24 protein-coding genes are annotated in these 26808 nt (G+C 48.1%); 21 read left to right on the top strand and 3 right to left on the bottom strand.

The genetic code is table 11. The features are described 5' to 3' along the window. The first annotated feature begins 7 nt into the window (after positions 1 to 7). From HPY28_RS01875 to HPY28_RS01830, 11 genes are all read left to right on the top strand, one after another. Positions 8 to 2131: a methylmalonyl-CoA mutase family protein gene (locus tag HPY28_RS01875; RefSeq protein ID WP_174229983.1), complete on the top strand. Its 2124-nt coding sequence runs from the start codon at positions 8 to 10 to the stop codon at positions 2129 to 2131. Continuing rightward, positions 2131 to 4302, top strand: a complete 2172-nt coding sequence (scpA, locus tag HPY28_RS01870) for a methylmalonyl-CoA mutase (RefSeq protein WP_174229982.1) — start codon at positions 2131 to 2133, stop codon at positions 4300 to 4302. Before HPY28_RS01875 ends, scpA begins: the two co-directional genes overlap by 1 nt. Continuing rightward, a complete protein-coding gene (meaB, locus tag HPY28_RS01865; RefSeq protein ID WP_017248313.1) occupies positions 4299 to 5351 on the top strand; it encodes a methylmalonyl Co-A mutase-associated GTPase MeaB in 1053 nt (350 codons plus the stop codon). The genes scpA and meaB overlap by 4 nt, the downstream gene beginning before the upstream one ends. Positions 5352 to 5355: 4 nt before the next feature. Further along, positions 5356 to 6921 carry an acyl-CoA carboxylase subunit beta gene (locus tag HPY28_RS01860; RefSeq protein ID WP_174229981.1) on the top strand — a complete coding sequence of 522 codons (1566 nt, stop codon included), beginning with the start codon at positions 5356 to 5358 and terminating at the stop codon, positions 6919 to 6921. Positions 6922 to 6941: 20 nt separating this feature from the next. Next, on the top strand, positions 6942 to 7391 hold the full coding sequence (locus HPY28_RS01855) for an acetyl-CoA carboxylase biotin carboxyl carrier protein (RefSeq protein ID WP_173621701.1): 450 nt from the start codon (positions 6942 to 6944) through the stop codon (positions 7389 to 7391). A 14-nt stretch (positions 7392 to 7405) separates the two neighbouring features. Beyond that, positions 7406 to 8752 (top strand): acetyl-CoA carboxylase biotin carboxylase subunit, encoded by a 1347-nt coding sequence (gene accC, locus HPY28_RS01850; protein WP_017248316.1) that lies wholly within the window; start codon positions 7406 to 7408, stop codon positions 8750 to 8752. A gap of 192 nt (positions 8753 to 8944) precedes the next feature. Then, a complete protein-coding gene (locus tag HPY28_RS30330; protein WP_254613043.1) occupies positions 8945 to 9160 on the top strand; it encodes a WYL domain-containing protein in 216 nt (71 codons plus the stop codon). Beyond that, complete coding sequence (locus tag HPY28_RS30325) at positions 9088 to 9306, top strand: WYL domain-containing protein (protein WP_238144767.1); 219 nt, start codon at positions 9088 to 9090, stop codon at positions 9304 to 9306. Before HPY28_RS30330 ends, HPY28_RS30325 begins: the two co-directional genes overlap by 73 nt. Positions 9307 to 9316: 10 nt before the next feature. Continuing rightward, positions 9317 to 9652, top strand: a complete 336-nt coding sequence (locus HPY28_RS01840) for a hypothetical protein (protein WP_026043065.1) — start codon at positions 9317 to 9319, stop codon at positions 9650 to 9652. Between the two features lie 110 nt (positions 9653 to 9762). Next, the gene (locus HPY28_RS01835) at positions 9763 to 9990 is read left to right on the top strand and encodes a hypothetical protein (RefSeq protein WP_254613042.1); all 228 of its coding nucleotides are present in this window, start codon (positions 9763 to 9765) and stop codon (positions 9988 to 9990) included. 23 nt (positions 9991 to 10013) lie between these two features. Continuing rightward, positions 10014 to 11210 (top strand): MFS transporter, encoded by a 1197-nt coding sequence (locus tag HPY28_RS01830; RefSeq protein ID WP_174224655.1) that lies wholly within the window; start codon positions 10014 to 10016, stop codon positions 11208 to 11210. A gap of 13 nt (positions 11211 to 11223) precedes the next feature. Here the strand turns inward: HPY28_RS01830 and HPY28_RS01825 are convergent, their stop codons facing one another. Further along, complete coding sequence (locus HPY28_RS01825) at positions 11224 to 11823, bottom strand: TetR/AcrR family transcriptional regulator (RefSeq protein ID WP_017248321.1); 600 nt, start codon at positions 11821 to 11823, stop codon at positions 11224 to 11226. 180 nt (positions 11824 to 12003) lie between these two features. On the opposite strand from HPY28_RS01825, the gene cyoE reads away from it, so the two are divergent. From cyoE to HPY28_RS01800, 5 genes are all read left to right on the top strand, one after another. Further along, a complete protein-coding gene (gene cyoE, locus HPY28_RS01820; RefSeq protein WP_017248322.1) occupies positions 12004 to 12921 on the top strand; it encodes a heme o synthase in 918 nt (305 codons plus the stop codon). 181 nt (positions 12922 to 13102) lie between these two features. Then, the gene (locus HPY28_RS30860; protein ID WP_082192166.1) at positions 13103 to 13399 is read left to right on the top strand and encodes a heterocycloanthracin/sonorensin family bacteriocin; all 297 of its coding nucleotides are present in this window, start codon (positions 13103 to 13105) and stop codon (positions 13397 to 13399) included. A gap of 155 nt (positions 13400 to 13554) precedes the next feature. Then, a complete protein-coding gene (locus HPY28_RS01810; protein ID WP_174229980.1) occupies positions 13555 to 15498 on the top strand; it encodes a putative thiazole-containing bacteriocin maturation protein in 1944 nt (647 codons plus the stop codon). Next, positions 15495 to 17435 (top strand): TOMM precursor leader peptide-binding protein, encoded by a 1941-nt coding sequence (locus HPY28_RS01805; protein ID WP_174229979.1) that lies wholly within the window; start codon positions 15495 to 15497, stop codon positions 17433 to 17435. Before HPY28_RS01810 ends, HPY28_RS01805 begins: the two co-directional genes overlap by 4 nt. 22 nt (positions 17436 to 17457) lie before the next feature. Continuing rightward, entirely contained in the window at positions 17458 to 19071 is a 1614-nt protein-coding gene (locus tag HPY28_RS01800; RefSeq protein WP_174229978.1) for a SagB family peptide dehydrogenase, read from the top strand. A 40-nt stretch (positions 19072 to 19111) separates the two neighbouring features. On the opposite strand, the gene HPY28_RS01795 is transcribed toward HPY28_RS01800, so the two are convergent. Continuing rightward, positions 19112 to 20857 carry a cysteine desulfurase-like protein gene (locus tag HPY28_RS01795; RefSeq protein WP_173621708.1) on the bottom strand — a complete coding sequence of 582 codons (1746 nt, stop codon included), beginning with the start codon at positions 20855 to 20857 and terminating at the stop codon, positions 19112 to 19114. A 279-nt stretch (positions 20858 to 21136) separates the two neighbouring features. Here HPY28_RS01795 and HPY28_RS01790 point away from each other — a divergent pair, with 279 nt between their 5' ends. Further along, entirely contained in the window at positions 21137 to 21649 is a 513-nt protein-coding gene (locus tag HPY28_RS01790; protein ID WP_173621709.1) for a GNAT family N-acetyltransferase, read from the top strand. A gap of 124 nt (positions 21650 to 21773) precedes the next feature. Here HPY28_RS01790 and HPY28_RS01785 read toward each other — a convergent pair whose 3' ends face one another. After that, positions 21774 to 22550 (bottom strand): hypothetical protein, encoded by a 777-nt coding sequence (locus HPY28_RS01785; protein ID WP_174229977.1) that lies wholly within the window; start codon positions 22548 to 22550, stop codon positions 21774 to 21776. A gap of 253 nt (positions 22551 to 22803) precedes the next feature. Here HPY28_RS01785 and HPY28_RS01780 point away from each other — a divergent pair, with 253 nt between their 5' ends. The 4 genes from HPY28_RS01780 (at position 22804) to HPY28_RS01765 (ending at position 26801) form a co-directional block, all read left to right on the top strand. After that, on the top strand, positions 22804 to 23415 hold the full coding sequence (locus HPY28_RS01780) for a DedA family protein (protein ID WP_017248330.1): 612 nt from the start codon (positions 22804 to 22806) through the stop codon (positions 23413 to 23415). Between the two features lie 182 nt (positions 23416 to 23597). After that, complete coding sequence (locus tag HPY28_RS01775; protein WP_173621711.1) at positions 23598 to 25082, top strand: amidohydrolase family protein; 1485 nt, start codon at positions 23598 to 23600, stop codon at positions 25080 to 25082. Between the two features lie 188 nt (positions 25083 to 25270). Then, positions 25271 to 26113 (top strand): ABC transporter ATP-binding protein, encoded by an 843-nt coding sequence (locus tag HPY28_RS01770; RefSeq protein ID WP_174229976.1) that lies wholly within the window; start codon positions 25271 to 25273, stop codon positions 26111 to 26113. Continuing rightward, complete coding sequence (locus HPY28_RS01765) at positions 26046 to 26801, top strand: ABC transporter permease (protein WP_020477521.1); 756 nt, start codon at positions 26046 to 26048, stop codon at positions 26799 to 26801. The genes HPY28_RS01770 and HPY28_RS01765 overlap by 68 nt, the downstream gene beginning before the upstream one ends. Positions 26802 to 26808: the final 7 nt, after the last annotated feature.

The raw sequence follows: 26808 nt of genomic DNA, 5'->3' as shown, positions 1-26808 counted from the left end.
TGGAAGAGTGAGCAAACATACATGGTTCAAGGAATTCTCCGTTCCCACGTACGAGCAATGGCGGGAGGCGGCAGAAAAATCGCTAAAGGGTGCCTCTTTTGATGCCAAGTTACTGACGCATTCGTACGAGGGGATTGTTCGCCAGCCCATCTATCGGTACGAAGATGTCAAAACATTGCCGCATCTGGAAGCGCTACCAGGCGAGGCACCTTTTCATAGAGGGAATCAACAGCATGGCGAGCAAAAGGAACACAAATGGCATGTCTGTCAGGAAATCATCGCAACGAGTGCCGAGGCGTTCAATCAGGCAGCCGTAGACGATTTGGAGCGCGGGCAAACGATGCTACATCTGCTGGTGGATCAAGCGACATTGGATGGACTTGATCCGGACGAAGCATTGCCAGATTCGATTGGTCACAAAGGTGTATCTGTTTTTTGCAGAGAGGATGTAGAGCAGGCACTTCAAGGGGTGAAGCTTTCAGAGGTCCCTCTTTTCGTGAACACGGGAGCGATGGGCTTACCCATTCTTTCGCTCCTTTTGGCACATGTTGAAACGACAGGTCAGCAAGTCTCCGAACTTCGCGGTTGTATCGGGCAAGACCCTATAGCGGTTCTGCTCACAGAGGGCAAACTCCCTTGTTCTTTGCAGACAGCTTATCACGCCATGGCGAGCATGACGAAATGGGCAAAAGATCATGCGCCCGCGCTGAAAACGATGCTGGTTCAAAGCCATCCTTATCAGGACGGTGGCGGAAACGCAGTAACCGAACTTGCTTTTTCACTGGCCACAGGTGTCGACTATTTGCAAGCGATGCTTGAGCGGGGGCTGTCTATAGAGGAAGTTGCACCACGAATGCAGTTCTCATTTTCGATCGGTTCAGACGTCTTCATGGAAATCGCGAAGTTGCGTGCTGCAAGAATGGTCTGGTCAAACATCGTGGCAGCCTACGGTGGATCATTGGAAGCGCAAAAGATGACGATTCACGCCAGAACTTCGGCCTGGACGAAGACGATTTACGATCCGTATGTCAATATGCTGCGTTCCACGACAGAAGCGTTCTCAGCCGTCATTGGTGGAGCAGACAGTCTGCATGTATCCGCATTTGACGAATCCATACGCCCTGCCAATGCGTTTTCAAGAAGAATCGCCAGAAATACGCAAATCATTTTGCAAGAAGAAGCGCATTTGGCAAAAGTGATCGACCCTGCGGGAGGTTCTTGGTACGTAGAATGGCTCACAGATGCATTAGCGAAAAAAGCATGGGAGCTGTTCCAGCAGGTTGAAGCGCACGGTGGCATGCTGAGCGCATTAGAAGCAGGCTTCCCACAAGGCTTGATCGCCCAGATCGCGGATCAAAAAGCAGCGAGCATCGATACGCGTAAAAAGCGTTTGGTTGGAACCAACATGTATGCCAATACGGCTGAGCAGCCACTGCAGGCCGAGAGTCTTCCGAGCATTCACGAAGAGCGAGCAGCGGAAGCACGATCCCTCCGGTTGAAACAAAACGCGACTCTCGTCTCCACAGCGCTCGATGAGTTGGCGAATCGTACGGAGGAGTTCGTGGAACGTGCAGTAACAGCAGTGCTTCATGGAGCGACTGTGGGTGATATCGCCAAAGCCATGAAACGTGAAAATTCAGTGGAGACAATCATCCAACCACTCCGTATTCACCGGGCATCCGAACGCTTTGAATCCTTGAGAATACAGGCAGATGATTTCTTGAAAACGACAGGCAAGAGACCGACTGTGTTCTTGGCTATGATGGGTTCAGTGGCAAAGCATAAGGCACGGGCAGATTTCGCATCAGAGTTTTTTGCAGTTGGCGGTTTTGACGTATTGCGTCAGCAAGCATTCTCTACCACTGTAGAGGCGGCCGAAGCTGCATTGGCATCGGGTGCGTTGATCACGGTCATTTGTTCGGACGATGCGAGTTATCCAGAGCAGGTTCCACCTTTGGCGCAAGCAATCAAGCAACGTGTAGCTCAGATGACGGTTCTGTTGGCTGGCTTGCCTGACGCAGAGCAGCTGGCTACTTTTAAGGCGGCCGGTGTAGATGATTGCATCCACATGCGTTCCAATTGCTACGAGATGTTGCGAGAACTTCAGGAGCGGATAGGAGTGAGCTCATAATGAAGCGACCTGATTTTTCAAAAATGACTTATCAGTCCAAACGAGATGTGTCTGATTTGTTTCCCCAACTGGATGCAAACCCACCAGGAAACGAGCAAATGTGGCAGACGCTGGAGCAGATCCCTGTAAAACCTCTTTACACCATGGAAGATGTGGAGGACATGGATCACCTCGGCTACATGCCTGGTTTGCCACCGTATACGCGTGGACCATATCCGACGATGTACGTAACTCAGCCTTGGACGGTGCGGCAATATGCCGGATTTTCTACGGCGGAAGAGAGTAACGCATTTTACCGACGGAATTTGGCTGCGGGACAAAAAGGGCTGTCGATTGCCTTCGACCTCGCGACACATCGCGGCTATGACTCTGATCACCCCCGGGTAGTCGGTGATGTCGGGAAAGCAGGCGTAGCAGTTGACTCCATTCTTGATATGAAAATTTTGTTCGATGGCATTCCCCTCGATAAAATGTCCGTCTCCATGACGATGAACGGAGCCGTTTTACCTATTATGGCGTTCTATATCGTGGCAGCAGAAGAGCAAGGGGTATCGCAGGCCGAGCTAACCGGAACGATCCAAAATGACATTTTGAAGGAATACATGGTTCGGAATACTTACATTTATCCGCCAGAAGCGTCGATGAAGATTATTTCCGATATTTTTGCCTACACCTCCAAGCACATGCCCAAATTCAACAGCATCAGTATTTCAGGCTATCACCTGCAAGAAGCGGGTGCGACCGCGGATATTGAATTGGCCTACACGTTGGCAGATGGCTTGGAATACGTTCGTACTGGCCTTGCAGCAGGCATCGACATCGATGCGTTTGCGCCACGACTGTCCTTTTTCTGGGCGATTGGCATGAACTACTTCATGGAAGTGGCGAAAATGCGTGCAGGCCGCTTAATTTGGGCCAATCTGATCAAGCAATTCCATCCCAAAAACGAAAAGTCGATGGCACTGCGGACACACTCGCAAACATCTGGATGGAGTTTGACGGAGCAGGACCCGTATAACAACGTGGTGCGGACGTGCATCGAAGCCATGGCCGCGGCTCTGGGGCATACCCAATCTCTGCATACGAACGCTCTGGATGAAGCGATTGCGTTGCCGACCGATTTTTCAGCCAGAATCGCGCGAAATACACAGTTGTTTTTGCAGGACGAAACCGAGATAACCAAGGTCGTCGATCCGTGGGCAGGTTCTTATTACGTCGAGTCCTTGACTGCGCAGCTCGTGGAAAAAGCGTGGGCGCACATCGAAGAGATCGAAGCACTTGGTGGTATGGCAAAAGCAATAGAGACGGGATTGCCGAAAATGAAGATCGAGGAAGCGGCTGCACGCCGTCAGGCCCATATCGATTCGGCGAAGGAAGCCATTATTGGCGTGAACAAATACCGTCTGGACAAGGAAGATCCGCTGGAGATTCTCGAAGTGGACAACACAGCGGTTCGGGAAGCGCAAATCAGACGTTTGCAGGAGCTGCGCAGTAACCGAGATGAGGCGAGAGTGCAAGTAACTCTTCAAGCGATTACGGAATGTGCGAAATCAGGCGAAGGCAATCTGTTGGAACTGGCCATTGAAGCGGCGCGGGCAAGAGCTTCTTTGGGCGAAATATCGGATGCCTATGAAAAGGTCGTAGGTAGACACAAGGCGGTCATTCGCTCCATTAGCGGCGTCTACAGTTCCGAATACGCAGATGCCGATGAGGTAGCGACTGTGCGCAAGATGGCAGACGAATTCGAGCAGTGGGAAGGCAGACGTCCCCGTATTATGATCGCGAAAATGGGTCAAGACGGACATGATAGGGGCGCGAAAGTAATTGCTACTGCCTTTGCGGATTTAGGCTTTGACGTCGATATCGGTCCGTTGTTCCAAACACCTGAGGAAACAGCGAAGCAGGCGATAGAAAATGATGTGCACGTGATCGGCTTCAGCTCGCTTGCGGCAGGGCATAAAACCTTGCTGCCCCAACTGGTGGAAGAGCTCAAGAAGCTAGGACGAGAGGATATTGTTGTGGTCATAGGCGGTGTTATACCAGCGCAGGATTACGCCTTTTTGCGAGAGCATGGTGCCGCAGCTATCTTTGGGCCAGGAACAGTCATTCCTGTAGCAGCCCAGCACGTTCTGCAAGAGATCGTGTATCGCCTGGAGGCTGCTGGACAATGACCGGGGGCAAGGCTGACAAGAATTTCTTGAACGTTTCCTCCAAGGCACGTCTCCCGCGCTTATCAGTGGATCAATACGTCACAGGCGTACGAGATAGTAACCGAACGGTTTTGGCGCAGGCAATCACGCTGGTTGAGAGCAATGCTCCCGCTCATATGGATATGGCCCAAGAGGTGATTAAGCAGCTGCTTCCTCATACAGGTCAATCTATACGCATAGGTATATCCGGTGTGCCAGGTGCAGGTAAGAGCACGTTCATTGAAGCATTCGGCAGTATGCTTTGTGAAAAAGGTCATCGTGTCGCTGTTTTGGCTGTTGATCCGAGCAGTACGGTTACTCGCGGGAGCATTCTCGGCGACAAGACACGGATGGAGCTTTTGTCACGCAATCCACAGGCGTTCATCCGACCTTCTGCCACAGGGGGCACGCTAGGCGGTGTCAATCGGAAGACGCGGGAAACGATGCTGATCTGCGAGGCAGCAGGCTATGATGTGATTTTGGTCGAGACGGTAGGGGTTGGACAGAGTGAGACGACAGTCAGGTCCATGGTTGATTTCTTTTTACTGCTGATGTTGACAGGGGCGGGCGATGAACTGCAAGGAATCAAAAAAGGCATCATGGAAATCGCGGATGCGCTACTGATTAATAAAGCCGATGGGGAAAATCGCACGCGTGCCTTGATCGCCAAAGGTGAATACAATCGTGTTCTGCATTACTTGCAGCCGGCAACCACTGGCTGGGAAACGAAGGCATATATGTGTTCTTCCCTGACAGGGGAAGGCATTGAAGGTATTTGGGAGGTCATCGGTCAATTTCGTGAAACCACCATCCAATCAGGCGGCTTCGAGGCAAGACGCAAAGCGCAGCTACTCGATTGGATGCACAGTATGGCTCAGGACTACTTGCGCGCGACCTTTTTTGGCAACCAGCAAGTAGCCGAGCTGCTTCCCTCCATTGAAGGAGCCGTTGCGAGTGGCGAGATTTCACCGACGAGTGCCGTGCAACAATTAGTGGCGATCTACGAGAATGCGATCATGAAAAAGGAATAGAGAGATGGTGGCCCTTATGAGCAACAATATGTACGAGAAAATTGATGAATTGATGGAACGGAAATATAAAATCCAGCTTGGTGGCGGAGATGCTCGTATCGATGCCCAACATAACCGCGGTAAGTTGACCGCACGTGAGCGGATCGATCTACTGCTTGACCCAGACACCTTTATGGAGCTGAACCCGTTTGTTGAGCATCGTGCTACGCATTTTGGTCTCGACCAGATGGAGGCACCAGGCGAAGGTGTTGTGACGGGCTATGGTAAAATCAACGGTCGTCCTGTCTATTTGTTCGCGCAGGATTTCACGGTGTTTGGTGGAGCTCTGGGTGAGATGCACGCGATGAAAATTGCCAAGGTGATGGACTTGGCAGCGAAAAACGGCGCTCCCTTTATCGGTCTGAATGACTCTGGCGGCGCACGCATTCAAGAAGGGGTAAGCTCACTGGATGGCTATGGTACGATTTTTTACCGCAATGCCATTTACTCCGGTGTGATTCCACAAATCTCTGTCATTCTCGGTCCGTGTGCAGGAGGAGCGGTTTACTCTCCAGCGATTACGGATTTCGTGTTCATGGTTGAGAAGACGAGTCAAATGTTCATCACAGGACCAAAAGTCATCGAAACCGTTACAGGTGAAAAAATATCCGCGGAGGATCTAGGCGGAGCCAAAGTCCATTCTACGGTGAGCGGCAATGCCCATTTTACGGCAGAGACCGAACAGGAAGTGTTGGAAGGAGTACGCAGGTTGCTCAGCTTCCTACCACAAAACAATCGCGATCGCGCACCTGTGATAAAAGCAGAGGAGAATAATGGTTGGCAAGAGGAACTCTTGGAGCTAGTACCTGCTGAAAGTACCAAAGTATACGATGTGCGCAAGGTCATCGAAAAAATCGTGGATCACGGTGATTTCATGGAAGTACAGCCGAACTTTGCCCGCAATATCGTTATCGGTCTGGCGCGTATCGATGGACACAGTGTCGGCATTATCGCCAACCAGCCAAAGGTCATGGCAGGCGGACTGGACATTCATTCATCGGATAAGCTGGCACGGTTCATCCGTTTCTGCGACTGCTTCAACATTCCACTGTTGACCTTTGAAGATGTCTCTGGCTTTTTCCCGGGGATCAATCAGGAGCACGGCGGGATTATCCGTCATGGGGCGAAAATCTTGTATGCATACTCAGAAGCTACGGTTCCCAAAATCACCGTGATTCTGCGCAAAGCTTACGGAGGCGCTTATGTGGCGCTCAACTCCAAGTCCATTGGTGCAGATATCGTGTATGCTTGGCCGAATGCAGAAATTGCCGTCATGGGTCCCGAGGGGGCAGCTAACGTCATTTTTTCAAAGGAAATCGAACAAAGTGAGGACCCGGCTGCGACTCGCGCAGAGAAAATTGCCCTCTACCGAGAAAAGTTCGCCAACCCATATGTCGCGGCAAGTCTCGGGATGGTGGATGATGTCATCGATCCGCGCGAAACCCGCCAAAAGGTGGCGCAAGCCTTGGAAATGCTCAGAAATAAACAAGAAGATCGTCCGTACAAAAAGCACGGGAATATCCCACTTTAGAAAGGAGCTCTGATCGTGCTATGAAGCTGCATGAGCTGCGTGAATTCATCAAGCTGGTGAATCAGTCTTCCATTGAGGAGCTGGAATGGGAGAAGGGCAAGACCCGCATCGTGATCAAGAAAAGCGCACCAGTCGAAGTCGTGGCTGTCCATGAGCCTGTACAGGTGGGCGAAGTGGAGCATGGCTATCAGGAGGCAGCCGCCACTGCTGAGTCCGTCGATGTCGTTGCTGCGGTACCCAAGGAAGTGATACAGCAAGTCATGTCGCCGGGAGTAGGACTGTTCTATGCGGAAGTGACAATAGGGCAGACTGTTCAAGTAGGCGAAAAGGTTGGACGCTGCACGGCTGATGCTCTTCAGCTATCTGCCGAAATTACGACCCCAGTTAGCGGCATCATTACGGAAATTCTCGTCGTGGATGGTCAATTTGTCGATTACGGAAAAGCATTGCTCGTTGTCAAAACTCAGTAGGAAGGAGTGCGCCTATGTTTACGAAAGTATTGATTGCCAATCGCGGCGAAATCGCTGTCCGCATTATTCGCGCTTGTCAGGAACTAGGGATACGTACAGTCGCTGTCTTTTCTGAGGCGGATCGGGAAGCATTGCACGTAGAATTGGCGGATGAAGCGTATTGCATCGGACCCACGGCGTCCAAGGACAGCTATTTGAACATGGCACGGATTATGACGGTCGCTCTTTATACGAAGGCAGACGCTATCCATCCGGGCTATGGCTTCTTGGCGGAAAACGCTTCGTTTGCCCAGCTTTGCCAAGATTGCTCGATTACCTTTATCGGTCCCGATCCTGAAGCGATCACAAAAATGGGTGACAAATCCGTAGCAAAAGCAACGATGAGTCAAGCGAATGTACCATTAGTCCCGGGCACAGACGGCTTGATTGATGACATCGATGAGGCATTGCAGGTGGCGGAGAAAATAGGCTATCCTGTCATTGTAAAAGCAACGGCTGGTGGTGGCGGCAGAGGCATGCGTGTCGCTTTTGACGCCGATGACTTGTCCAAGGCGATTCGGCAAGCCCAGAAAGAAGCAGAGACGGCATTCGGTAACGCTGGCGTGTACTTGGAAAAATACGTGGAAGAGCCACGGCATGTGGAGATTCAAATCATGGGCGACAAGCACGGCAGTGCAGTGTACTTGGGAGAGCGGGATTGCTCCATTCAGCGACGTCATCAAAAGCTGGTAGAAGAAGCGCCATCTCCTGCGCTAGACCAAACACTGCGCGAGCAAATGGGGCAAGCTGCGGTGGCGGCAGCCAAAGCGGTTTCGTACCACGGAGCGGGCACTGTTGAATTTTTGCTCGACAAGCATGGCCAATTTTACTTCATGGAAATGAATACACGGATTCAGGTAGAGCATCCCGTGACAGAGATGATCACAGGAATCGACTTGATCAAAGAACAAATATCTGTCGCAGCAGGCAATCCGTTATCCTTTTCACAAGAAGACGTGAAAATCAATGGATGGGCGATCGAGTGCCGAATCAATGCGGAGAATCCTGCGAAAAACTTTATGCCATCACCAGGTAAGGTCATCAATTACTTGCCGCCTGGCGGTTACGGTGTACGCGTGGACAGTGCGGTTTATCCCGGCTACGAAATCTCTCCCTTCTATGATTCGATGGTCGCCAAGCTGATCGTTTGGGGTACAGATCGCAACGAAGCATTGGCTCGTATGAAGAGGGCGCTAGGTGAGTTTGTCATCGAGGGCGTGCATACGACGGTTCCCTTCCATGAGAAGCTGCTGGAGCACCCTGACTTTGTCGCAGGGAATTTTGCTACGAACTTCTTGGAGAAACATAAGCTGGAATTGTAAAGAAAGAAAAGAGGGAACAAGCTGCGGGGTTATCGTGGCTTGTTTTTCTTTATCATAAAACGAGGTAAACTGCGAAAAGGAGCCATGTAAATGAGCAGCTCTTCGCATTTATCCATATTGCTGGATGCTGCCATCCAATAAAAAGTACTCCTTATCACTTATGAAACGCGCGGACAACAATCCAAGCGGGAGATGCAGCCGATTGGCATTTATACAAAAAACGGTTTATGGTACAGCACGGCTTCTTGTTATCAACATCAAGATATTCGCGTGTTTCGTTGTGACCGTATTCATGCCGTCGAACATTCGGCATCGAAGCCGTTGGATCTGAAGGTGTGCAGGCTTGTGAGGCTGAACTTTGGCTTGCATCTATGCTGCATGTGCGGCAGGATGGAAGTGGTTGGTTAGAAGGAAGTGTAGCGAGAAGAGACATTTTATATTTTGCAAAGTTCTTGATTGGGTTGGGGAAAGAAGTAACTGTGCAGCATTCACCCGAAATCGTGGACGGCATAAAAACGTATTTGGCAGAATTGATAAACATGTACTCGCTTTGAGGAGGTAGCTATGGCATTACCCAAAAAAGGAACACGGGGAATCACGGTAGGAGAGCAGCGATATCGTTGGGTGATTAGTCCAGCAGCAAAGGGGCTGCTCGCGTTGACGATCCAGCACAACGAAGGTATGGGTCAATTGATTCGCGTGTATGTAAAATCAGATGTAAATGATTTTTGGACGGAGTTTCCACATGTGCAGCATTTGGATATGAGAGCGATAAAGCCAGCTGACGTCGCGGCTATCATTGAAGAGGCGATCAAGCTGGGATGGCAGCCCGACAAAAAAGGGGCGCCTTTGAGCTTTGACTTCATCGGTAGTACGCTCGTCAAAAAAGGGGATACATAGCAATAGCGAAATGGGAATTGTCTAGATTGAAAAAAGATTTGGATAGGGGTTGATCCACGGAGGAAGAATGGAACAAGATCAAGCATAGCTGTCCGCAATGTGGTGAGGGAATGACGGCGATGGGGCATGATTTCAAGGCTCCGAAGCAAACGGATGTGAAGCAGTGGAAAAAGGTTGAAATCCTCTATCAGCATGGGTTTACCTATCATTCCTGTGGCTGTGATGGCCCAGGCTACCGGCCAGCCCAATTACATGAAGTGAACGAATTTCTCGAAAAGAACAAACAGTTCAAAACAGAGGGAGAGAAATTGCTGAATAGACTCACAGGAAGAATGTAAAAACGAGCAGGAGGCGGGGGATAGTGGCAACATTCTTTTTGATCATGATTTACTTGTCGTTTATCAGCTTGGGCCTTCCTGATTCGTTACTGGGGGCAGCTTGGCCGGTCATGCAAGCAGAATATGGCGCGGCATTTGGTATGGCAGGTGTGATCAACATTGCGATTGCGTCTGGTACGATCGTCTCTAGCTTGATGAGTGGTGCATTATTAAAACGATTGGGAACTGGACGGATCACGCTGATCAGCTGCTTGATGACGGCGGCAGCCTTGCTCGGATTTTCTTTTGCCCCTTCGATTTTATGGTTAATGATTTTTGCATTGCCACTGGGACTAGGAGCTGGTTCTGTGGATGCAGCATTGAATCATTATGTTGCCACGCATTTTCAAGCCCATCATATGAGCTGGCTGCATTGCTTCTGGGGTGTGGGCGCTACGCTTGGCCCTATTATTATGTCTGGCTTTATGCGCGATCATGATTTATGGCGGAATGGCTACTTGACCATTTCGCTCATTCAATTCGCGTTAGTCGTACTTTTAGCGTTTACACTTCCTTTGTGGAAACGAATGGAGAACCTGCAGAGCCATGTTGTCAAAGAGTCACAGGGTGAGCCGTTTCGTAGGCAGAGCGAACAACCGTTACGGACAAAAGGCGTCAAGCTGACTTTGTTGACCTTTCTCTTCTATTGTGGGGCTGAAGCATCGGTGGGATTATGGGGGAGCAGTTTTTTGGTAAATGTGAAAGAGCTACCAGCGTCTGTAGCGGCGGTGTGGGTAGCCATGTATTACGGTGGAATTACGGTGGGGCGATTTATTTCGGGCTTTGTTACCTTCAAAGTGAGCAACCGCGTCCTGATTCGCAGTGGACTTCTCGTATCATTCGCTGGGGCAGCACTGTTGATGTTGCCATTACCGACCTTCTGTTCGCTCATCGGGTTTCTGTTACTCGGGCTAGGCTTCGCTCCGATTTATCCCTGTATGCTGCATGATACCCCTGAACGCTTTGGGAAAGAGCAAACACAAAAGCTGATGGGCTATCAGATGGCGGTTGCGTACACGGGTGCCACACTTTTGCCTCCGTTGCTAGGGTGGCTTGCTGCACAAACGACAGTTTCCATTTTACCGTTTTTTATCGCTTTCTATATTGCGTTCATGCTTTATGGTTCTGAGAGAGTCAATCGAATCATGAAGCGACGGGCCGCCCAGTTAGAATCGCTCTAACATAAGGCACTTGCTATTTTGACGATAGCATGTTTTGCAAAGCTTTTCCGTATAAAGACAGGGGTGCCTGGTCGCCGCTAATGTAAGAAAAGATGGTCATGCCATTCTCTAGAGCAAGAATCGTCCATGCCATTTCATCCGCAGATAGAGTAGAGTCACTTTCTTTTGGCATCAATGTTTGTATCGCCTTGGAAAGATGCTGTACCGACTCTAAGATCATGTTTGACCATCGCTTTCGAACTGACTCTTCGCGCATGGCATAAAGCAAAAATTCTAGGTTCAGCATGCTCCACGTGCGATTTTGTTGCTGAACGGACATAAAATAGGCGTCCATGGCTTCTATAAAATGCGATAATGATGGCTGGTGATCAATTACGTGATGGATATTGGACACATGTAATTGCATCTGACCTTCCAAAATAGCGAGAAAGAGATCTTCTTTGGACTGAAAATGAGCATAAACAGCTCCTTTGGTAAATCCAGCATGGTCTGCGATTTTATCAACGGAAGCCCCGTGGAAGCCTAACTGAGCAAAGGTTTCAATGGCTGCATCAATGAGCAATTGCCGTGTTTCCTTTTTACGCTCTGCTTGGGTTAACCTGCGTCTGTTCATTCGTCCACCTCCTTCTCTTGACAAGCATACCATATAGAATTAACATTCCATATAGTATTTAAATCCTTATTGGTATGTAAGATACAAATGGCAGTTTTGTAGGATTTAACCGTCTACTATGTCATGCTATTTTGGAGTACGATAGATATAGATCATCTAGTAAGAGGGGACAGTGTACGAATGCAGAGGGAAGAAAGCGTAGCAACGCGGAATCGGCCTATGTCCAATATTTTGGCGCAAACGGTTAAGACGGGGATTATCAAATCGAATCTGATTCCGATGTTTGCCGGATTAACATTAGCTTTATATACGTATCACTTCAGTCTAATAGATAAGTTGCCAGAAATCTTATTTGCTACAATCGGCTCTATTTTAATCATGGGTGCAGCAGGTGCTTTTAATAACGTGTATGATCGGGATATCGATTCTGTCATGGAGAGGACGAAGAACAGACCTACAGTGACAGGAGAAATATCAACGAAGAAAGTTTTATGGCTAGCATCCCTGATGACGATTTTTGGCTTGGTGGCGCTCGTCTTGGCATCACCTTTGGCTGCTATTATGGGATTTCTCGGACTGTTTTTTTATGTCGTGCCTTATACGATGTGGACCAAAAGAAGAACGGTTTACAATACGGAGGTAGGGAGTATTTCTGGTGCAATGCCGCCGCTCATCGGTTGGGCTGCTATTCACCCAGATATCACGCATCCTGCTATCCTTGGTCTGTTTATCATCATGGTCATTTGGCAAATGCCTCACTTTTATGCGATCGCGATTCGCAAGTATGATGAGTACAAGGCGGCTGGAGTTCCTATGTTGCCTGTGGTCAAAGGTGCAAGACGTACCTACATTCAAACAAATGTTTATTTGGTTATTTTAATTGCTAGCAGTTTTTTATTCTGGTCATTAAGCGTTGGTCTTACGTTGATGGCCCTGCTCCTGAATATTTTATGGCTGGTTCTGAGTGTATTTGGATACCGGAAAATGGATTCGCAGAAATGGTCAAAAACGATGTTTATTTATTCACTGATTCATATGACGGTGCTGTTCTCGACGGTGATTATTTACTCGCTGATGGGGATTATTTTCAAGTTGTAAATCAGTGATCATACAAGCTGCCTTCACTTTGAGGGCGGCTTCTTTTTTTGTCTGGGAACCTTGCAGTATAGCGGGTTCTTCTCATGTTCAACCAAAAATGGGCGCATGATCATGGAACAAATACCCAATGTCACTTCATAAATCTAGAGTAGCTCCCATGATGTGACGGAGGTGAAAATGAATGGATGATTTCAAAAAAGAGCTAAAAAAACTAAAGGCATCTGAAATAAAATCGGATAAAGTACAGCGTTGGGACAAAGAAAAAATGAATGAAGCTACGCTCGTTCGCGGACGGTGTGGCGGATGTGGAAGATGCGGTGGCTGCAGTAGATGCAGTTGTAGTCGTTGCAGTCGTTGCAGTTGCTCTTGCTCCTGTTCTTGCGTCTGTAGCTGTTCATGCAGTTGCTCTTGTTCTTGCAGTTGCTCTTGCAGTTGCTCTTGCTTCTTCCCATGCTTTGTCATATTTGATAACGATTAATGATCACACCCCGAATTATGCTCCTGCCAACAGTATTGTTTTGGCAGGAGCTTTGTTTTTTACGAACAGGAATGTGAGACAAATAGTCCTACATAAAATGGGAGTGACATGTCTCGTCACAAATAGATTGATTTCGCAAAGGGAGGGGGAGAAGAATGGAAAGGTTGAATCCTTCGATGCGTATAAAAGTGAAACGGGATACCGTTTATATACCCGATGCAGATGGAAGTGTATTTTTTCGGAATAACATCGGGACCTTCCGCATGAAGGGTGACATGATCGAACAATGGGTAGACCAATTAATGCCCATGTTTAATGGCGAGCATACACTGGAACAATTGACCGACGATTTGCCGGATGAATACCAACAGCAAATATACCAGGTAGCGGGCACTCTTTTGCAAAATGGATTTCTCCAAGACGTGAGTCAGGATAAACCACATGATTTATCCCGAGAAATGATGTCAACGTATGCAGCGCAGATTGAATTTTTGGACCAGTTTGGTGGTTCGGGAGGGTATCGGTTTCAAAAATATCGAGCAGAGAACGTTTTGGTAATCGGAGCGGGCCCATTTCTCCTTTCTGCCATCCAAGCATTGTTAGAATCGGGATGCGTTCAATTCCATTTTGCAATGACGGGTGAGACTCCGACTGATCGTGAGCGGCTAGAGACGATCATCGAGAATTCGCGCAGGAAAGACCCGCATGTAAAGCTGGAAGAGCTAGAACCAGCGTCGTGGGGGAAGGTAGAGTGGTCGGAGGCAATCGAGCCATTCACTGCTGTTTTGTACACATCGGCACATACAAACAAGGATGAAATAAGTGTCATTCATTCTGTGTGCAGAGAGCAAGAGAAGGTGTTTATTCCGGCGCTTTTCGTACTCCAAAAAGGAATGGTAGGGCCGCTGGTTCATCCGCAATCAGAGGCTTGCTTTGAATCGGCTTGGCGTCGGTTGCATCGACAGGCTTTGAGTGCGGACCCTGATCATCATGCATTTTCTATGACCGCAGCAGGCATGTTGGCGAATATCGCAGTTTTTGAATGGTTCAAATACGTTACAGGGTCCATAGAAACAGAGGTCCCCAACAAGGTTTATTTGCTAAATCTAGAGACATTAGAAGGAAGCTGGCAGTCATTCATGCGGCATCCGATGCTGAGTGAAGAGATGAGCATGGAGGTATTGGATGAACGTGATCTCCAATCGTGTCTATCAAAAGAGGCAGAACAAAAGGAAAGTCTACTGTCTCTGTTCCCATCATGGACCTCATCGGGTACGGGAATTTTTAACAGTTGGGATGAGGGTGAGCTAACGCAATTGCCGCTCACTCAGTGTATCGTTACGGCAGTCGATCCCGTCGCAGATGGACCCGCAGAGCTTTTACCATCGGTTGTATGTGCGGGTTATAACCATGACGAGGCGAGAAGAGAAGCAGGATTACTTGGGGCAGAGATGTATGTCGAAAGAATGGTGAACCATCTCGCTACCCAAAACATGGCTTTTCAAATGGGGATAGATGGAAACATCGGAATTGGAGCAGGAGAAACGGCAGCAGAAGGGTTAAGTCGGGCGTTACTGCATTATTTAACACTCACGTATGTGTCAGAAATGAAAGGACGACAACCAACAGCTAGACCTGTGCACGCTGGAACGATTGCGGATGAGCAGTCTCAGTATTATTTGCGGTCATTCGCTACATGGGGTGAAGAACCGAAGATTGCCAAAGGCCATGATGTATGCGGTTTTCCGGTTGTTTGGGTGGGAACGCGCTCCGGTTGGTTTGGGAGTGTTGGCTTACAGGAGCTAGACGCTTTGCAAAAAGCGTTGATGTATGCCTTGCATCGTATCCAGAATCCAGCAACACCATTGTCTAAGTATGTACTTACAGCGCAATCTGTAGCATTGACGGGTGAAACATTGGAATTGGCATTCATCCCTAGCAAAGAAGAATCTGAACATGAAGTCTGGCAGCACGCTGTCGAAGTTTTAGCGCTTCATCACAAAAAACCTCTGATCATAAATGCGGCGATAGAGCCTTTCTTGGAGGAAGACCTTGGCGGGGTATTCGCTTTGCTGCTCTCTCGGGAGGTGCTTCAATGAGTGCTGACATTCTTGTAATCGGAGATGGTGTATTAGCAGAGCTGATTTCAGAACGTCTCATGACGGATTACCGCGTGTGGCGGAGTGAGAAAATGGAATCAGCAACAAGGGTAGCAGACTTGGCACTTCTGTTACATGATACCTATCATCCTTCCTTGTATCTGCATGCAGAGAAACATTTCCAACAAGCGAATATTCCATGGCTGCGCGGTTTTGTTTCATTCGGAGAAGCGATTGTAGGCCCGTTGGTACGACCAGGTCAAACAGGGTGCTCCCAGTGCGCAGATATGCGTCGTTTGATGGCGGGACGCGATCGGCAAGAGATGTGGAAGGTACAAAAAATGCTGAGCGTAAAAGGCGAAATACATCGGGATCCGTGGTCATCCCGCTCTGGCTTGCTACAGGTGGCACACCACGTAATCGCGGAGGTGTTACGTTTCGTAGAGGGCAGGCAAGCCCACTTATCGGAGCATATCCAATTCATTGATTTACAAACATTGACAAGTACCCGCCATTTCTTTCTGCCAAATCCATTATGTTCGGTATGTAATCGGTTGCCTGAGGATTCAGAGGATCGGGCAAGAATACGCTTGAAGCCCAACATAAAGCGAAGTCCTGATAGTTACCGCACAAAATCCATTGCTGAGTTGCAACAAGCACTTACCTCCGAGTATTTGGATTCCCGAACCGGATTTTTGAACGGGAAAGTCCGTGATCTCGTGTCTGTTTTTGCAGATGTAAGTGTCAATTTGCCTTTATTTTCGCATAATGAGGGCACAGCAGGCAGATCCGTTTCGTACGCGGATAGCGAGTTAACGGCGATTCTGGAGGGAATGGAAAGATATTGCGGTGTAATGCCGCGTGGTAAGAGGACGACGGTTCGCGATTGCTATGCAAATCTTGCACCCCATGCCCTTGATCCGACGACGGCAGGAACCCATTCAGAAGAACAGTATGCCCTTCCAGATTTTCCGTTTCAGCCGTTTGATCCCAAGCGAGAAATGAACTGGGTATGGGGTTATTCCTTTAAGGAAGAGCGACCCATTCTCGTACCTGAACTCATGGCCTATTACAGTATGGGATTCGGGGAGGGAGTTGTATTTGAGACTTCAAATGGTTGTGCGTTGGGTGGCAGCTTGGAGGAAGCGATTTTTTACGGCATCCTGGAAGTGGTTGAGCGTGATGCATTCTTGTTGACCTGGTATGCTAGATTGCCATTGCCACGCCTCGATCCGGCTACAATTCATGATCGTGAATTGCTTTTGTTGATCGATCGAATGCAGACAGTTGCGAATTACGATTTGTACTTGTTCGATGCGACGATGGAAAATGGCATCCCGAGTGTATGGACGATTGCGAAAAACCGAAGCAAGGAAGGAATACACCTTGTTTGTGCAGCAGGAGCGCACCCAGATCCCATCCGCGCTGTAAAAAGCTCTATTTACGAGACAGCTGCCATGCTCCTGCCTTTGACAGACAAGTACGAAGCGAACCGAGGCAAATATTTGCGTATGCTCCAGGATTCGTCCTTGGTGAAAAAGATGGACGATCATGCGATGCTTTACAGCTTGCCAGAAGCAGCAGAGCGCTTATCCTTTCTTTTGGATGATGCACGTCCGATGGTCTCTTTCGCTGAACAATTTCCTAAAAGAGACCAGCATCGTGATCTAACAGACGATTTGCGTGCGTTGCTCGACGTGTTCCAAAAGTTAGATCTCGATGTCATTGTGGTAGATCAAACGACACCAGAGGTCGGGCGCCATGGCTTATCTTGCGTGCGCGTATTGATTCCTGGCATGCTTCCGATGACTTTTGGCCATCATCTCACGCGAGTAACGGGATTGAAAAGAGTATTGGAGGTCCCTGTGAAGCTGGGTTACGCGAAACAACCACTGCGTGTAGACGAGTTGAATCCTTTTCCGCATCCGTTTCCATAACATGCATCTGGGAGTGAGCCGGATGAGTCTCGAAAATTTCTTGTACCGCCTTCATTTTGATACAGAAAACTCTCGACCAAGTGACCTTGAAGTGGATTGGGGGGATGCGCCACTGACATACAAGCTGTACAGGGGACTACCTGTCATTCCACTGCCAGGAGATGTGCCTCTATCGCTCGTAGATCAAACGGTTTCACAAGAGATGTCTCTACCTCAATTGGGCGCTTGGCTATGGTATAGCTATGGACTCATCCAAATCAGCCAATCGTTTTTAACCACGACTACGGCAGATGCAGGATCTGAGTCGTTTTTGCCGCTTGTAACGAATCGAAGACCGGTTCCGTCTGGGGGAGGGCTCTATCCGAGTGAGCTGTACGTGTATTTGAAGCTTTCGACTATTCCTTCAGGTCTATACCACTACGATGTGGCTCATCACAGACTCGTGCAATTGCGCGAAGGGAATTTTGATCACGTCCTTAGCCGAGCGCTTGATGGCAGTTGTCCGGTACATGCATGTTTTGGAGTTGCTTTCGTATCCATCTATTTTTGGAAGAACTTTTTTAAGTACGATGAGTTTTCTTATCGATTGCAGGGGCTCGATGCTGGTGTACTGCTAGGACAATTGCAGGAAATGGCAAACCAACTCGGTGTGACGACTGCAGTACATTACCAGTTCCTAGATAGAGCGATGAATGCACTGCTAGGATTGTCTGCCGATCAAGAGAGTGTATACGCGGTAGTTCCCTTATCGCTCCAAACAGACGGGGAGAGGCATTCGCATTCACCGGCACAATGGACAGAGCGAGGAGAGAAGACGGCAATCGAGCTAATCAGAGAGCTGCCTGAGCAAAAGCATGTGCATGTGCATGTGATGCGCTCAAAAAGAATGAGACAATATCCTGCGCTCCTGCAAATGAATGAGGCTGCCATGCAGGAATCTACTCATGCGTTTACACGTTATTCGGATCAGTTGGAAAGCAAGTGGCCTCGTCGTTCCGATGAGCGAATCCTTCTCCCTCGTTCGCAGAAACCAAACTACGATCTGGCGCAATATTGCCGGGAGCGTTTTTCGCCGGAAGTGGATTTTATCAGGAGGAAAACAGACCAGAATCAGGTAGCGCGTATCATGGAAATGACGATGAGTGCTCTATCGTATGGAAATGATTTAGGAAATAATCTGGAGGTAGCGTGGAGTAGGATTTCTCTCTTCGTAAGCATTCATCAGGTAGAAGGGATACAAGATGGCGCATACGCGTACGAACCGCTGGAGCACGCTCTTTATCCGATTGTCTATGGAGATTTTCGAGCACGTCTTCAAGACGGAATGACACTGGACAACGTGAATTTGTATCAAGTGCCGCTCTGCTTTCATGTGGTGGGTAAACGCGATCATCTGATCAACCAGTTAGGTTACCGAGGGTATCGCATTCAGCAGATGGAGGCGGGAATCGTCGTGCATCACTTGCTTTTGGCAGCATTCACGTGTGGAATGGGCGGCCATCCGCTACTCGGATTTGACGTGGAGAATTGCGATGACCTTTACAACCTAGAGACTGAAGAGAAAACCTGCCTGATTCAAATTCCGGTCGGGCACTATCGCCCCCGCGCCAGATTTCAGGGCGGGCTTCATGGATAAAAACGTGGAAGACCCGAGTCGCGTTGACCCGGGTCTTGAATTATGCCCTAATGATGGCTTGGATACCTTGAATGAGACGGTCAATTTCCTCGTGGGTATTGTACGGTGCCAGCCCCGCTCGTATCCAACCGCCACTTTCATTGATTCCCAAACAATTGGCGAGTGTTGTCGCATAGAAGTCCCCGTCCGCAACGAATATGCTATGCTCTTCACACAATCGCTCACATATTTCTTGGGGAGAAAACCCTTCGATCCGAAAAGCGATCGTCGGTGTTTTCGGTACATCTTCACCCGCTTGATAGAGTGTGACGCCATTCATTGAGCCTAGTTCTTTTCGCAGCTTTTCTGCCAGCTGATTTTCATAGGCTTCAATCCATTCGTAGCCAGAGCGGATTTTTTCGGAGAAGCTATCACCGAAACCAAGCGAAGCAACAAATTCGATAGCGGGTCTGATTCCTGCGATTCCTTCATGATTTTGTGTTCCGGTCTCCAATTTATCTGGATAAAAAGAGGGGGCGGGAACCAATTTGTAAACATCGAGTGCTTCAAAAATTTCTTTGCGGATGACAGCGATTCCCACATGAGGGCCAAAAAATTTGTAGGCGGAACAGAGGAGGATATCGGCTCCAATCTCGTCCCGATGGATAGAGAAGTGAGGGACCGCATGCACGGCGTCGACAGCGACAATGACTCCTTTTGCACGTGCTTTTTGGGAGATGGCAGCGAGATCATGGATCGTTCCGACAGCATTAGAAGCAAGCCCGATTGCCACAAGTCTGGTCCTGGAAGTAAGTATGGTGTCGAGCTTATCTAATTGTAATGTAAGTGTCTCTTTATTCACCTTTAACCACCGAACGGTCATTCCACGATCAGCAGCAACAGTCAACCACGGGTCTACATTAGCACGGTGATCCATCTCGGAGACGATGATCTCATCCCCTTCATTCCAATGTCGACCTAATGCACGCGCAATGGCAAAGGTCAGGGTGGTCATATTCGCACCGAAGGCTACCTCCAGCGGCTTCACGTGGAAGAGGTCTGCTATAGCTTGCTTGGCATCTGCGAGGATAGCTTCTGTCTCCTTACTCGTTGGAAAAGAGCCGTGTAAATTGGCCCCACCGTTCGCCATATAGCGATAGATCGCGTCCATGGAGGATTTTACGACTTGCGAGCCGCCTGGGCCATCCAGATAAGCAACTGGTTTGCCTTTGTACGTTCGTTGTAGTGCGGGGAATTGCTCCCGAACTTTTTCAATGGGGAATTGTTCCGATGCAACTTCTAATCGCCAATCATTGGAGCGCATAAAACTTCCAGGAGGGTATTCAAAGACGCATTCTGACTGCAGCGTGAAACCTAGCTTACGGCAAATGGCATTGGAGCCGGGGTTGTCCACAGAGGGATAGGCATGAATAAACTTGTGTCTTCGTTCTTGGTTGATGCGTGTGATGAGTGAGGCTAAAGCCGCAGAGGCGATGCCTTTCCCTTGATAGGGGGGCAGGACGCTCCAGCCTACTTCGTATACGTTTTCTCCTTGCCAGATGCGGTCCCAATAGCCGATGCTTCCGACGGGGGTGTGATCTGGCAGCAGTACGATGCTGAACATCTTGCTCGTTAGCTGTCCGTCCTTATTGACGTATCGTTCGTGCCGAGCAAGTAGCTGCTCTTCTGTCTCCGGGCCTCCAAGATGTTCCATCATGGCTGGTGCATTCAAATAACGCAGCAAGGGAAGATCGTGATCGGCCCAGGGTTGAATGCGGACAAGCTCAGTATTTAGCGTTGTGGACATTTTCTCACTCCTTACCAACTGGATTTCCGTGGTGTCCATCATCATTCGTTATCTCTCATTATTCGGAAAAGATTCCAATTAATCAATCTTCAATTCGTTTGAGAAAACGGGGTGGAAAATTATGCTATAATGGTTGGTGCCCGAGTGATTCTTATTATCGGAGTATGTATAAAGTAGCTGAGGTGTAGGAATAGACCCTTTCTGAAAAAACATTTGGAGAGTAAATCCAACGTAAATATCGTCACGGACATTGAAGGGAAAGGGAAGGGGTACCTGTTCATGAATGAAAAAAGCATCCATACACAACGGCTCATATTGATTCCATTTACGCATAGAATAGCGACGAATATTTTGCAAGAAAATTACGAAGAATTATTGGATATGCGGCTTACATTAGGCAAAGGCTGGCCTGATGCAGATGCGATGGAAACGATACCCAAAATCATCAAAGCACTCGAACTCACAGGGGAACCGACAGGATTTGAATCGTGGATGATCATTACAAAAGAGGGCATGAAGATCATCGGGGATGTAGGGTTCAAGGGAGTCCCGAATGCGGCGGGAGAAGTGGACATCGGCTATGGAATTATTGAAGCCGAGCGAAAAAAAGGCTACGCGTACGAGTCGGCTGAAGGCCTAGCGAATTGGGCGTTGTTGCAGCCAGATGTGAAAACGATTACGGCGAAGTGCTTGCTAGATAACATAGATTCCGCAAAAATATTAGTCAAAATGGGCTTTGGAGAAATAAAGAGAGACGACACCATGATTTACTGGTCTAAGCAGAAGCAATAGCAAGCTAGAATAGAATCAGATATAAAACGAAAAAAAGGACGCACACATGGCAGTCCTTTTTTTATGGAGAACATCAGTTGCTAGTATTTTTTATGGGTATGTTGTAGATGTGTTTCGTTCCATCTTAATACGTCACTTCGTTTACACCTGATGGAAGGGACGGGCCTTTTGCTTTTACTTTTTTCTTTGTGGAAAACTCTCCTGACTTCGAGTCGATTCGCAACGTAATGGTCGAATGGAAGACCTGAATCGATACGCGTTTGATATCTTTATTGGAGGCTTTCCCTGTCACTTTGAGTTCGTAATACGATTTAGAGAGCTCGCTCGATTCAGACTGTAGCTCGATTTCATCTGGATTGAGGGCCAGCCCTGGAAGAAATTTCGTCTGCATCTTTACGATTTCCTTTTTGCGTTCCTTATCTTCAGGTCCAACGAGGATACGTATGGAAGAATTCAATTGAAAATAGTCTGGGGTAAGATCATCCGGCAGTTCATCTGTTCGGAAGTATTCATCTTGCTCAATCGTTCTTCCAGGTTTTAAGGTTCTCTCCTTGATGTCCGGGGTACAGGCAGGTTCGTCTTCAGGGTAGGGAAGCTCCCAAGAGTCTCCAGAGGCATACGCTTCTAGTCGTGTTGTCACACCATAACAATGACCAGTCGTGTATGTGATCGGTTTCCGCGAAATATTCGTGACAATCGTATTTACGTGGTACACTGGTGAGTCGTATTTTGGATTGTCGTTTTCGGTAACGGTCACTTGAAACCGAAGTCCTTCTTTCTTGAATGGCTTCTCAATGAATAGCATGCCGGTTTCTTTTGCTTCGGCCACGTTTACATGAACGGCGCTAGCAGTCATAACCAGTAAAAGACATACGAGTGATTGGACAATCTTGCGAAACACACAGTTCACCCCTAACGATTCGTTTTTATAAAATGGGCATGGAGGCACCTTTTCTATATTCCATATAGTAACTCTCTTTGTAATATTTTTCGATCAAAAAAAGTCGAAATGAAAAGTTTCGAAGGAAAGGTAACCCAAGAGTTCCTTCTTTCGTATTGAAATAAAGGAAAAGATTATTGCTTTTCATTGAACTATACAACGCGTGTCTCTATACTGGAGAGATAAGCATTGGCAAATAATTGTGAGGGATAGCATGCAGAACTGGATGACCCAAATTATTGAACAATATAGTTACTTCGGTATCTTACTCATGATGGCACTGGAAAACATATTTCCACCCATACCTTCTGAGGTGATCTTGACCTTCGGTGGATTTATGACGACGCAATCATCGTTAACGGTTTTTGGTGTAATCTTGTCAGCTACAATCGGTTCGGTGATCGGAGCAATCATGCTTTATGGAATCGGTTATTACCTAGACGTCCAAAAAATAGAGAAGATCGTAGAGAGATGGGGGCATATTCTGCGCATTAAAACGGCAGATATCCATAAAGCGAACGAATGGTTTGACCGATATGGGTACTGGACGATCTTTTTTTGCCGCATGATCCCATTAATCAGAAGTCTGATTTCCGTTCCTGCTGGTATGACCAAAATGAATTTCCCGCTGTTTTTGCTGTTTACAACACTCGGTACGTTTATTTGGAACATCGTCCTAGTGATGGCTGGTCATTTATTGGGGGAATCGTGGGAAGACATTCTGTACTATTTCGATCTATATTCCAATGTCGTTTATGTTGTACTCGCATTTGCGGGGATAGCCTTTCTCATTTTTTTCTTCCGCAAACGAAAAGCAGATGCCTAAAACCTTCAGACCATCTTTCCTTTAGGAAAGGTGGTTTTTTCATTTAGAACCAACAGGTAAACATATTATAAAAAGTTGTAATTTTCTTGCAAATACAAGATGTCGAAATTGCGGTAAGGTGTAGGGAGGGAAGTAGGTGACATGGGCACCGCCCTTATTCTTGAGGCTGGGGGAGATGCAACTTGATCGATTTGTTACTCGTAAACGGCGTAGTCATTACGATGGACAAAGACCGTCGAGTATTACAGGACGGGGCAGTCGCCATCGATAAAGGAAGAATTTTGGAGGTAGGCGACACTCCACTTCTAAAAGACAAGTATCCCGCGCAAAAGGTAGTCGACTGCGCGCATCATTGTATACTGCCAGGCTTCATTGACGCACATGGTCATGGCGGACATTCGTTGTTCAAAACGATTGCGACGGACAATATTAACGACTGGATGCCAATCATGACCAACACATACAAGCACTACGTGACAGACGATTTCTGGTACTACGAGGGAAAGCTGTCAGCACTGGAGCGGCTTAAAGCAGGGATTACGACAGGTGTTAGCGTCTTGGGCTCGATGCCGCGCTCAGATGATCCGATCTTTGCCTTGAATCACGCCAAAGCGTACAACGAGGTCGGTGTTCGGGAAATCGTAGCGACAGGTCCATGTAATCCACCTTGGCCGCATCCCTTCAGCCGCTGGGTCGATGGACAAAAAATAACGAAGGAAGTCACCTATGAGCAGGTGCTCGCTGGAGCAGAAGCCGTGATCGAAGCCCTGAATCACGCGAATAACGATAAAACCAGAGCTTACATAACTCCATTTGTCATCGTGACCTCTGTCAATCCGTCCTATCCGACACCTGCTGACCAATTGTTTGGCTTAACCGATTTCGACCGGTACCAAGCACGGAAAATCAGGGAGATTGCGAAAAAGTACGACACGCGCATCCATTCCGATGCTTTTGGAGGCATGATTCACCTAGCGATTCAAGACAAAGAGTACGCGCTGCTCGGTCCAGACGTACACTTGCAGCATTGTCGGGGAATTTCTTTTGACGAGGCGAAAATTTTGGCCGAAACAGGAACGAATGTGAGTGCTTCTCCTGGTTTTGGTCAAATCAATGCACGCACCCCTATTACGGAATTACTGGAGATGGGAGCGACTGTTGCGATCACGACAGATGGCACCTCGCCGATGACTCCTTTTGACATGTTCCAGGCCATGCGCAGAATGCAGCTGCTACAACAAGCGGCGCTGCGGGATTATTATTACCTCCCGCCGGGCAAGCTGCTGGAAATGGTAACGATTGATGCGGCACGCTGTGTCGGCTGGGATGACGAGCTGGGGTCGCTTGAGGCTGGTAAAAAAGCGGATGTCATTACCGTAAATATGCATCAGGCCCACTTAAATCCAGAGAACATGCACGTCCATCGTGTTGTCTATCAGGCAGTCGGTGGAGATGTGAACCATGTCATTGTCGATGGTGAGCTGATTATGGACGAGCGCCGTGTTTTGACTGTGGATGAAAAGCAAATTCTCAAAGAAGCGAATGAAGAGGCGAATCGGACAATCGAGCGGGCAGGACTAGAAATCTACATGCAGCCAAGCAAGTATTTCTGGGGGCATGCGCGAGCTTATTTGGATGAGAGAAGATTTGATCCGACGAAGTTGTAGGGGGAAAAGGAGTAGGTAAAGAAGACGACGTCTAATGCTGCACATAAAACTTGGATCTCGCATTGAATAGGAGAAGGTGCCCGCCGCCTTCCCTTTTTTATTGGATTATAGTTGACAAAAACGATAGGATTAATCATTATTTATTCATAATCCCCATCGACAAAGTTGGAATAAAAAGAGGTGCAGCCATGTATCTGACTATTGATAATGTTACGAAACATTTCGTGAATCAGCAGAAACAAAAAGTAAAGGTGCTGGATGATATCAATCTGGAAGTGGAAAAGGGCAGCTTCGTTTCTATTGTAGGCCCCTCTGGCTGTGGAAAATCGACGCTGCTCTACTTAATTGCCGGATTGGATCAACCGGACAGCGGTGACATATACGTTGCTGGCAACAAAGTGAATAAGCCCGGGCCCGATAGAGTCGTCGTTTTTCAAGAAGCGGGATTATTTCCATGGCTGACGGTTTTGGAAAATGTTACATACGGGCTCAAGTTGAAGAAAATGTCTGCAGCGAAAGCCAACGAAAAGGCGTTGGAAGTACTCAAAATGGTTCATTTAAGCAAGTATGTTCATTCCTATCCCCATCAGCTCTCAGGAGGGATGAAGCAACGTGTAGCCATAGCTCGGGCACTTGTCATGGAACCCGATATTTTGCTGATGGATGAACCGTTCTCGGCGCTGGATGAACAGACGCGGATGGTTCTTCATAAGGAGTTGCTTGAGATTTGGCGGACGACCAAGGTCACGATTTTTTTCGTCACCCATAATATCCGGGAGGCCGTTCAGCTTGCGGAGAGGATCGTCGTTTTTGCCACACGCCCCGGAAAAATCAAGGAAATCATTGCGGTTCCTGCCTTGCGCGATGGAGTCATGCCGGACAGTGTGACATTAAACACGGAGCAGAAGGTGCTGTCGATCCTGCAAGAAGAGATAGAAAAGGTGCTGAAGGAGGAAATGGGCAATGACTACAGCTTTAAGACGGGTCATCTTCATCGCTATGATAGCGGCGATATGGGAAGTCACATCTAGATTATCTGGGCTGCCATCTTTCATGTTTCCCAGCTTGACCCAGGTTTTCGAAACACTCGTAAATGGATTGATAAGCGGACAAATTACCGCTGCGATTGGAAAAAGCATGGGACGAATCCTGTTGGGCTTTCTCATTGCCATTATTGTCGGTCTGATATTGGGTTACTTCATTTGGAGGTACAAACTCGTAGAAGATACGCTTGGCTTTGTGGTGACGGCGCTTCAGTCTATCCCGAGCATTGTTTGGTTCCCGCTTGCGATTATTTGGTTTGGCTTAAATGACTTCTCCATTTTGTTCATTGTGACGATCGGGGCGACCTGGACGATGACAGTCAACGCGACCAGCGGTTTTAAAAATGTCCCGCCATTATATCAGCGAGTGGCCAAGACTTACGGTTCGTCTGGCTTTCACTTTGTACGAACAGTCATTCTTCCTGCATCTGTCCCGCAGATCATCTCCGGACTTCGAATCGCTTGGGCATTTTCCTGGCGGGCACTCATGGCTGGTGAATTGCTCGGGGGTGGCGGTGGTCTTGGGCAACTGCTCGAGATGGGACGTTCACTTGGACAAATGGATTTGGTGATATCAGTCATGATCATTATTGCGATCATCGGTACCATCGTCGATAATGTTGTCTTTTCACGCATCGAACGCAACGTTCAGATGAAGTGGGGAGTCCATTCATAAAGAAAAA

This window comes from Brevibacillus sp. HB1.2, assembly GCF_013332495.1.
Classification (GTDB): Bacteria; Bacillota; Bacilli; order Brevibacillales; family Brevibacillaceae; genus Brevibacillus; species Brevibacillus porteri.
This window is presented reverse-complemented; position numbering and strand designations above follow the sequence as displayed.

Coding starts and splice junctions, on each gene's coding strand:
- scpA (WP_174229982.1), top strand. CDS start 2,131: ATGAAGCGACCTGATTTTTCAAAAATGACTTATCAGTCCAAACGAGAT.
- meaB (WP_017248313.1), top strand. CDS start 4,299: ATGACCGGGGGCAAGGCTGACAAGAATTTCTTGAACGTTTCCTCCAAG.
- HPY28_RS01860 (WP_174229981.1), top strand. CDS start 5,356: ATGGTGGCCCTTATGAGCAACAATATGTACGAGAAAATTGATGAATTG.
- HPY28_RS01855 (WP_173621701.1), top strand. CDS start 6,942: ATGAAGCTGCATGAGCTGCGTGAATTCATCAAGCTGGTGAATCAGTCT.
- accC (WP_017248316.1), top strand. CDS start 7,406: ATGTTTACGAAAGTATTGATTGCCAATCGCGGCGAAATCGCTGTCCGC.
- HPY28_RS30330 (WP_254613043.1), top strand. CDS start 8,945: ATGCAGCCGATTGGCATTTATACAAAAAACGGTTTATGGTACAGCACG.
- HPY28_RS01840 (WP_026043065.1), top strand. CDS start 9,317: ATGGCATTACCCAAAAAAGGAACACGGGGAATCACGGTAGGAGAGCAG.
- HPY28_RS01835 (WP_254613042.1), top strand. CDS start 9,763: ATGACGGCGATGGGGCATGATTTCAAGGCTCCGAAGCAAACGGATGTG.
- HPY28_RS01825 (WP_017248321.1), bottom strand. CDS start 11,823: ATGAACAGACGCAGGTTAACCCAAGCAGAGCGTAAAAAGGAAACACGG.
- cyoE (WP_017248322.1), top strand. CDS start 12,004: ATGCAGAGGGAAGAAAGCGTAGCAACGCGGAATCGGCCTATGTCCAAT.
- HPY28_RS30860 (WP_082192166.1), top strand. CDS start 13,103: ATGGATGATTTCAAAAAAGAGCTAAAAAAACTAAAGGCATCTGAAATA.
- HPY28_RS01810 (WP_174229980.1), top strand. CDS start 13,555: ATGGAAAGGTTGAATCCTTCGATGCGTATAAAAGTGAAACGGGATACC.
- HPY28_RS01805 (WP_174229979.1), top strand. CDS start 15,495: ATGAGTGCTGACATTCTTGTAATCGGAGATGGTGTATTAGCAGAGCTG.
- HPY28_RS01800 (WP_174229978.1), top strand. CDS start 17,458: ATGAGTCTCGAAAATTTCTTGTACCGCCTTCATTTTGATACAGAAAAC.
- HPY28_RS01795 (WP_173621708.1), bottom strand. CDS start 20,857: ATGTCCACAACGCTAAATACTGAGCTTGTCCGCATTCAACCCTGGGCC.
- HPY28_RS01790 (WP_173621709.1), top strand. CDS start 21,137: ATGAATGAAAAAAGCATCCATACACAACGGCTCATATTGATTCCATTT.
- HPY28_RS01780 (WP_017248330.1), top strand. CDS start 22,804: ATGCAGAACTGGATGACCCAAATTATTGAACAATATAGTTACTTCGGT.
- HPY28_RS01770 (WP_174229976.1), top strand. CDS start 25,271: ATGTATCTGACTATTGATAATGTTACGAAACATTTCGTGAATCAGCAG.
- HPY28_RS01765 (WP_020477521.1), top strand. CDS start 26,046: ATGACTACAGCTTTAAGACGGGTCATCTTCATCGCTATGATAGCGGCG.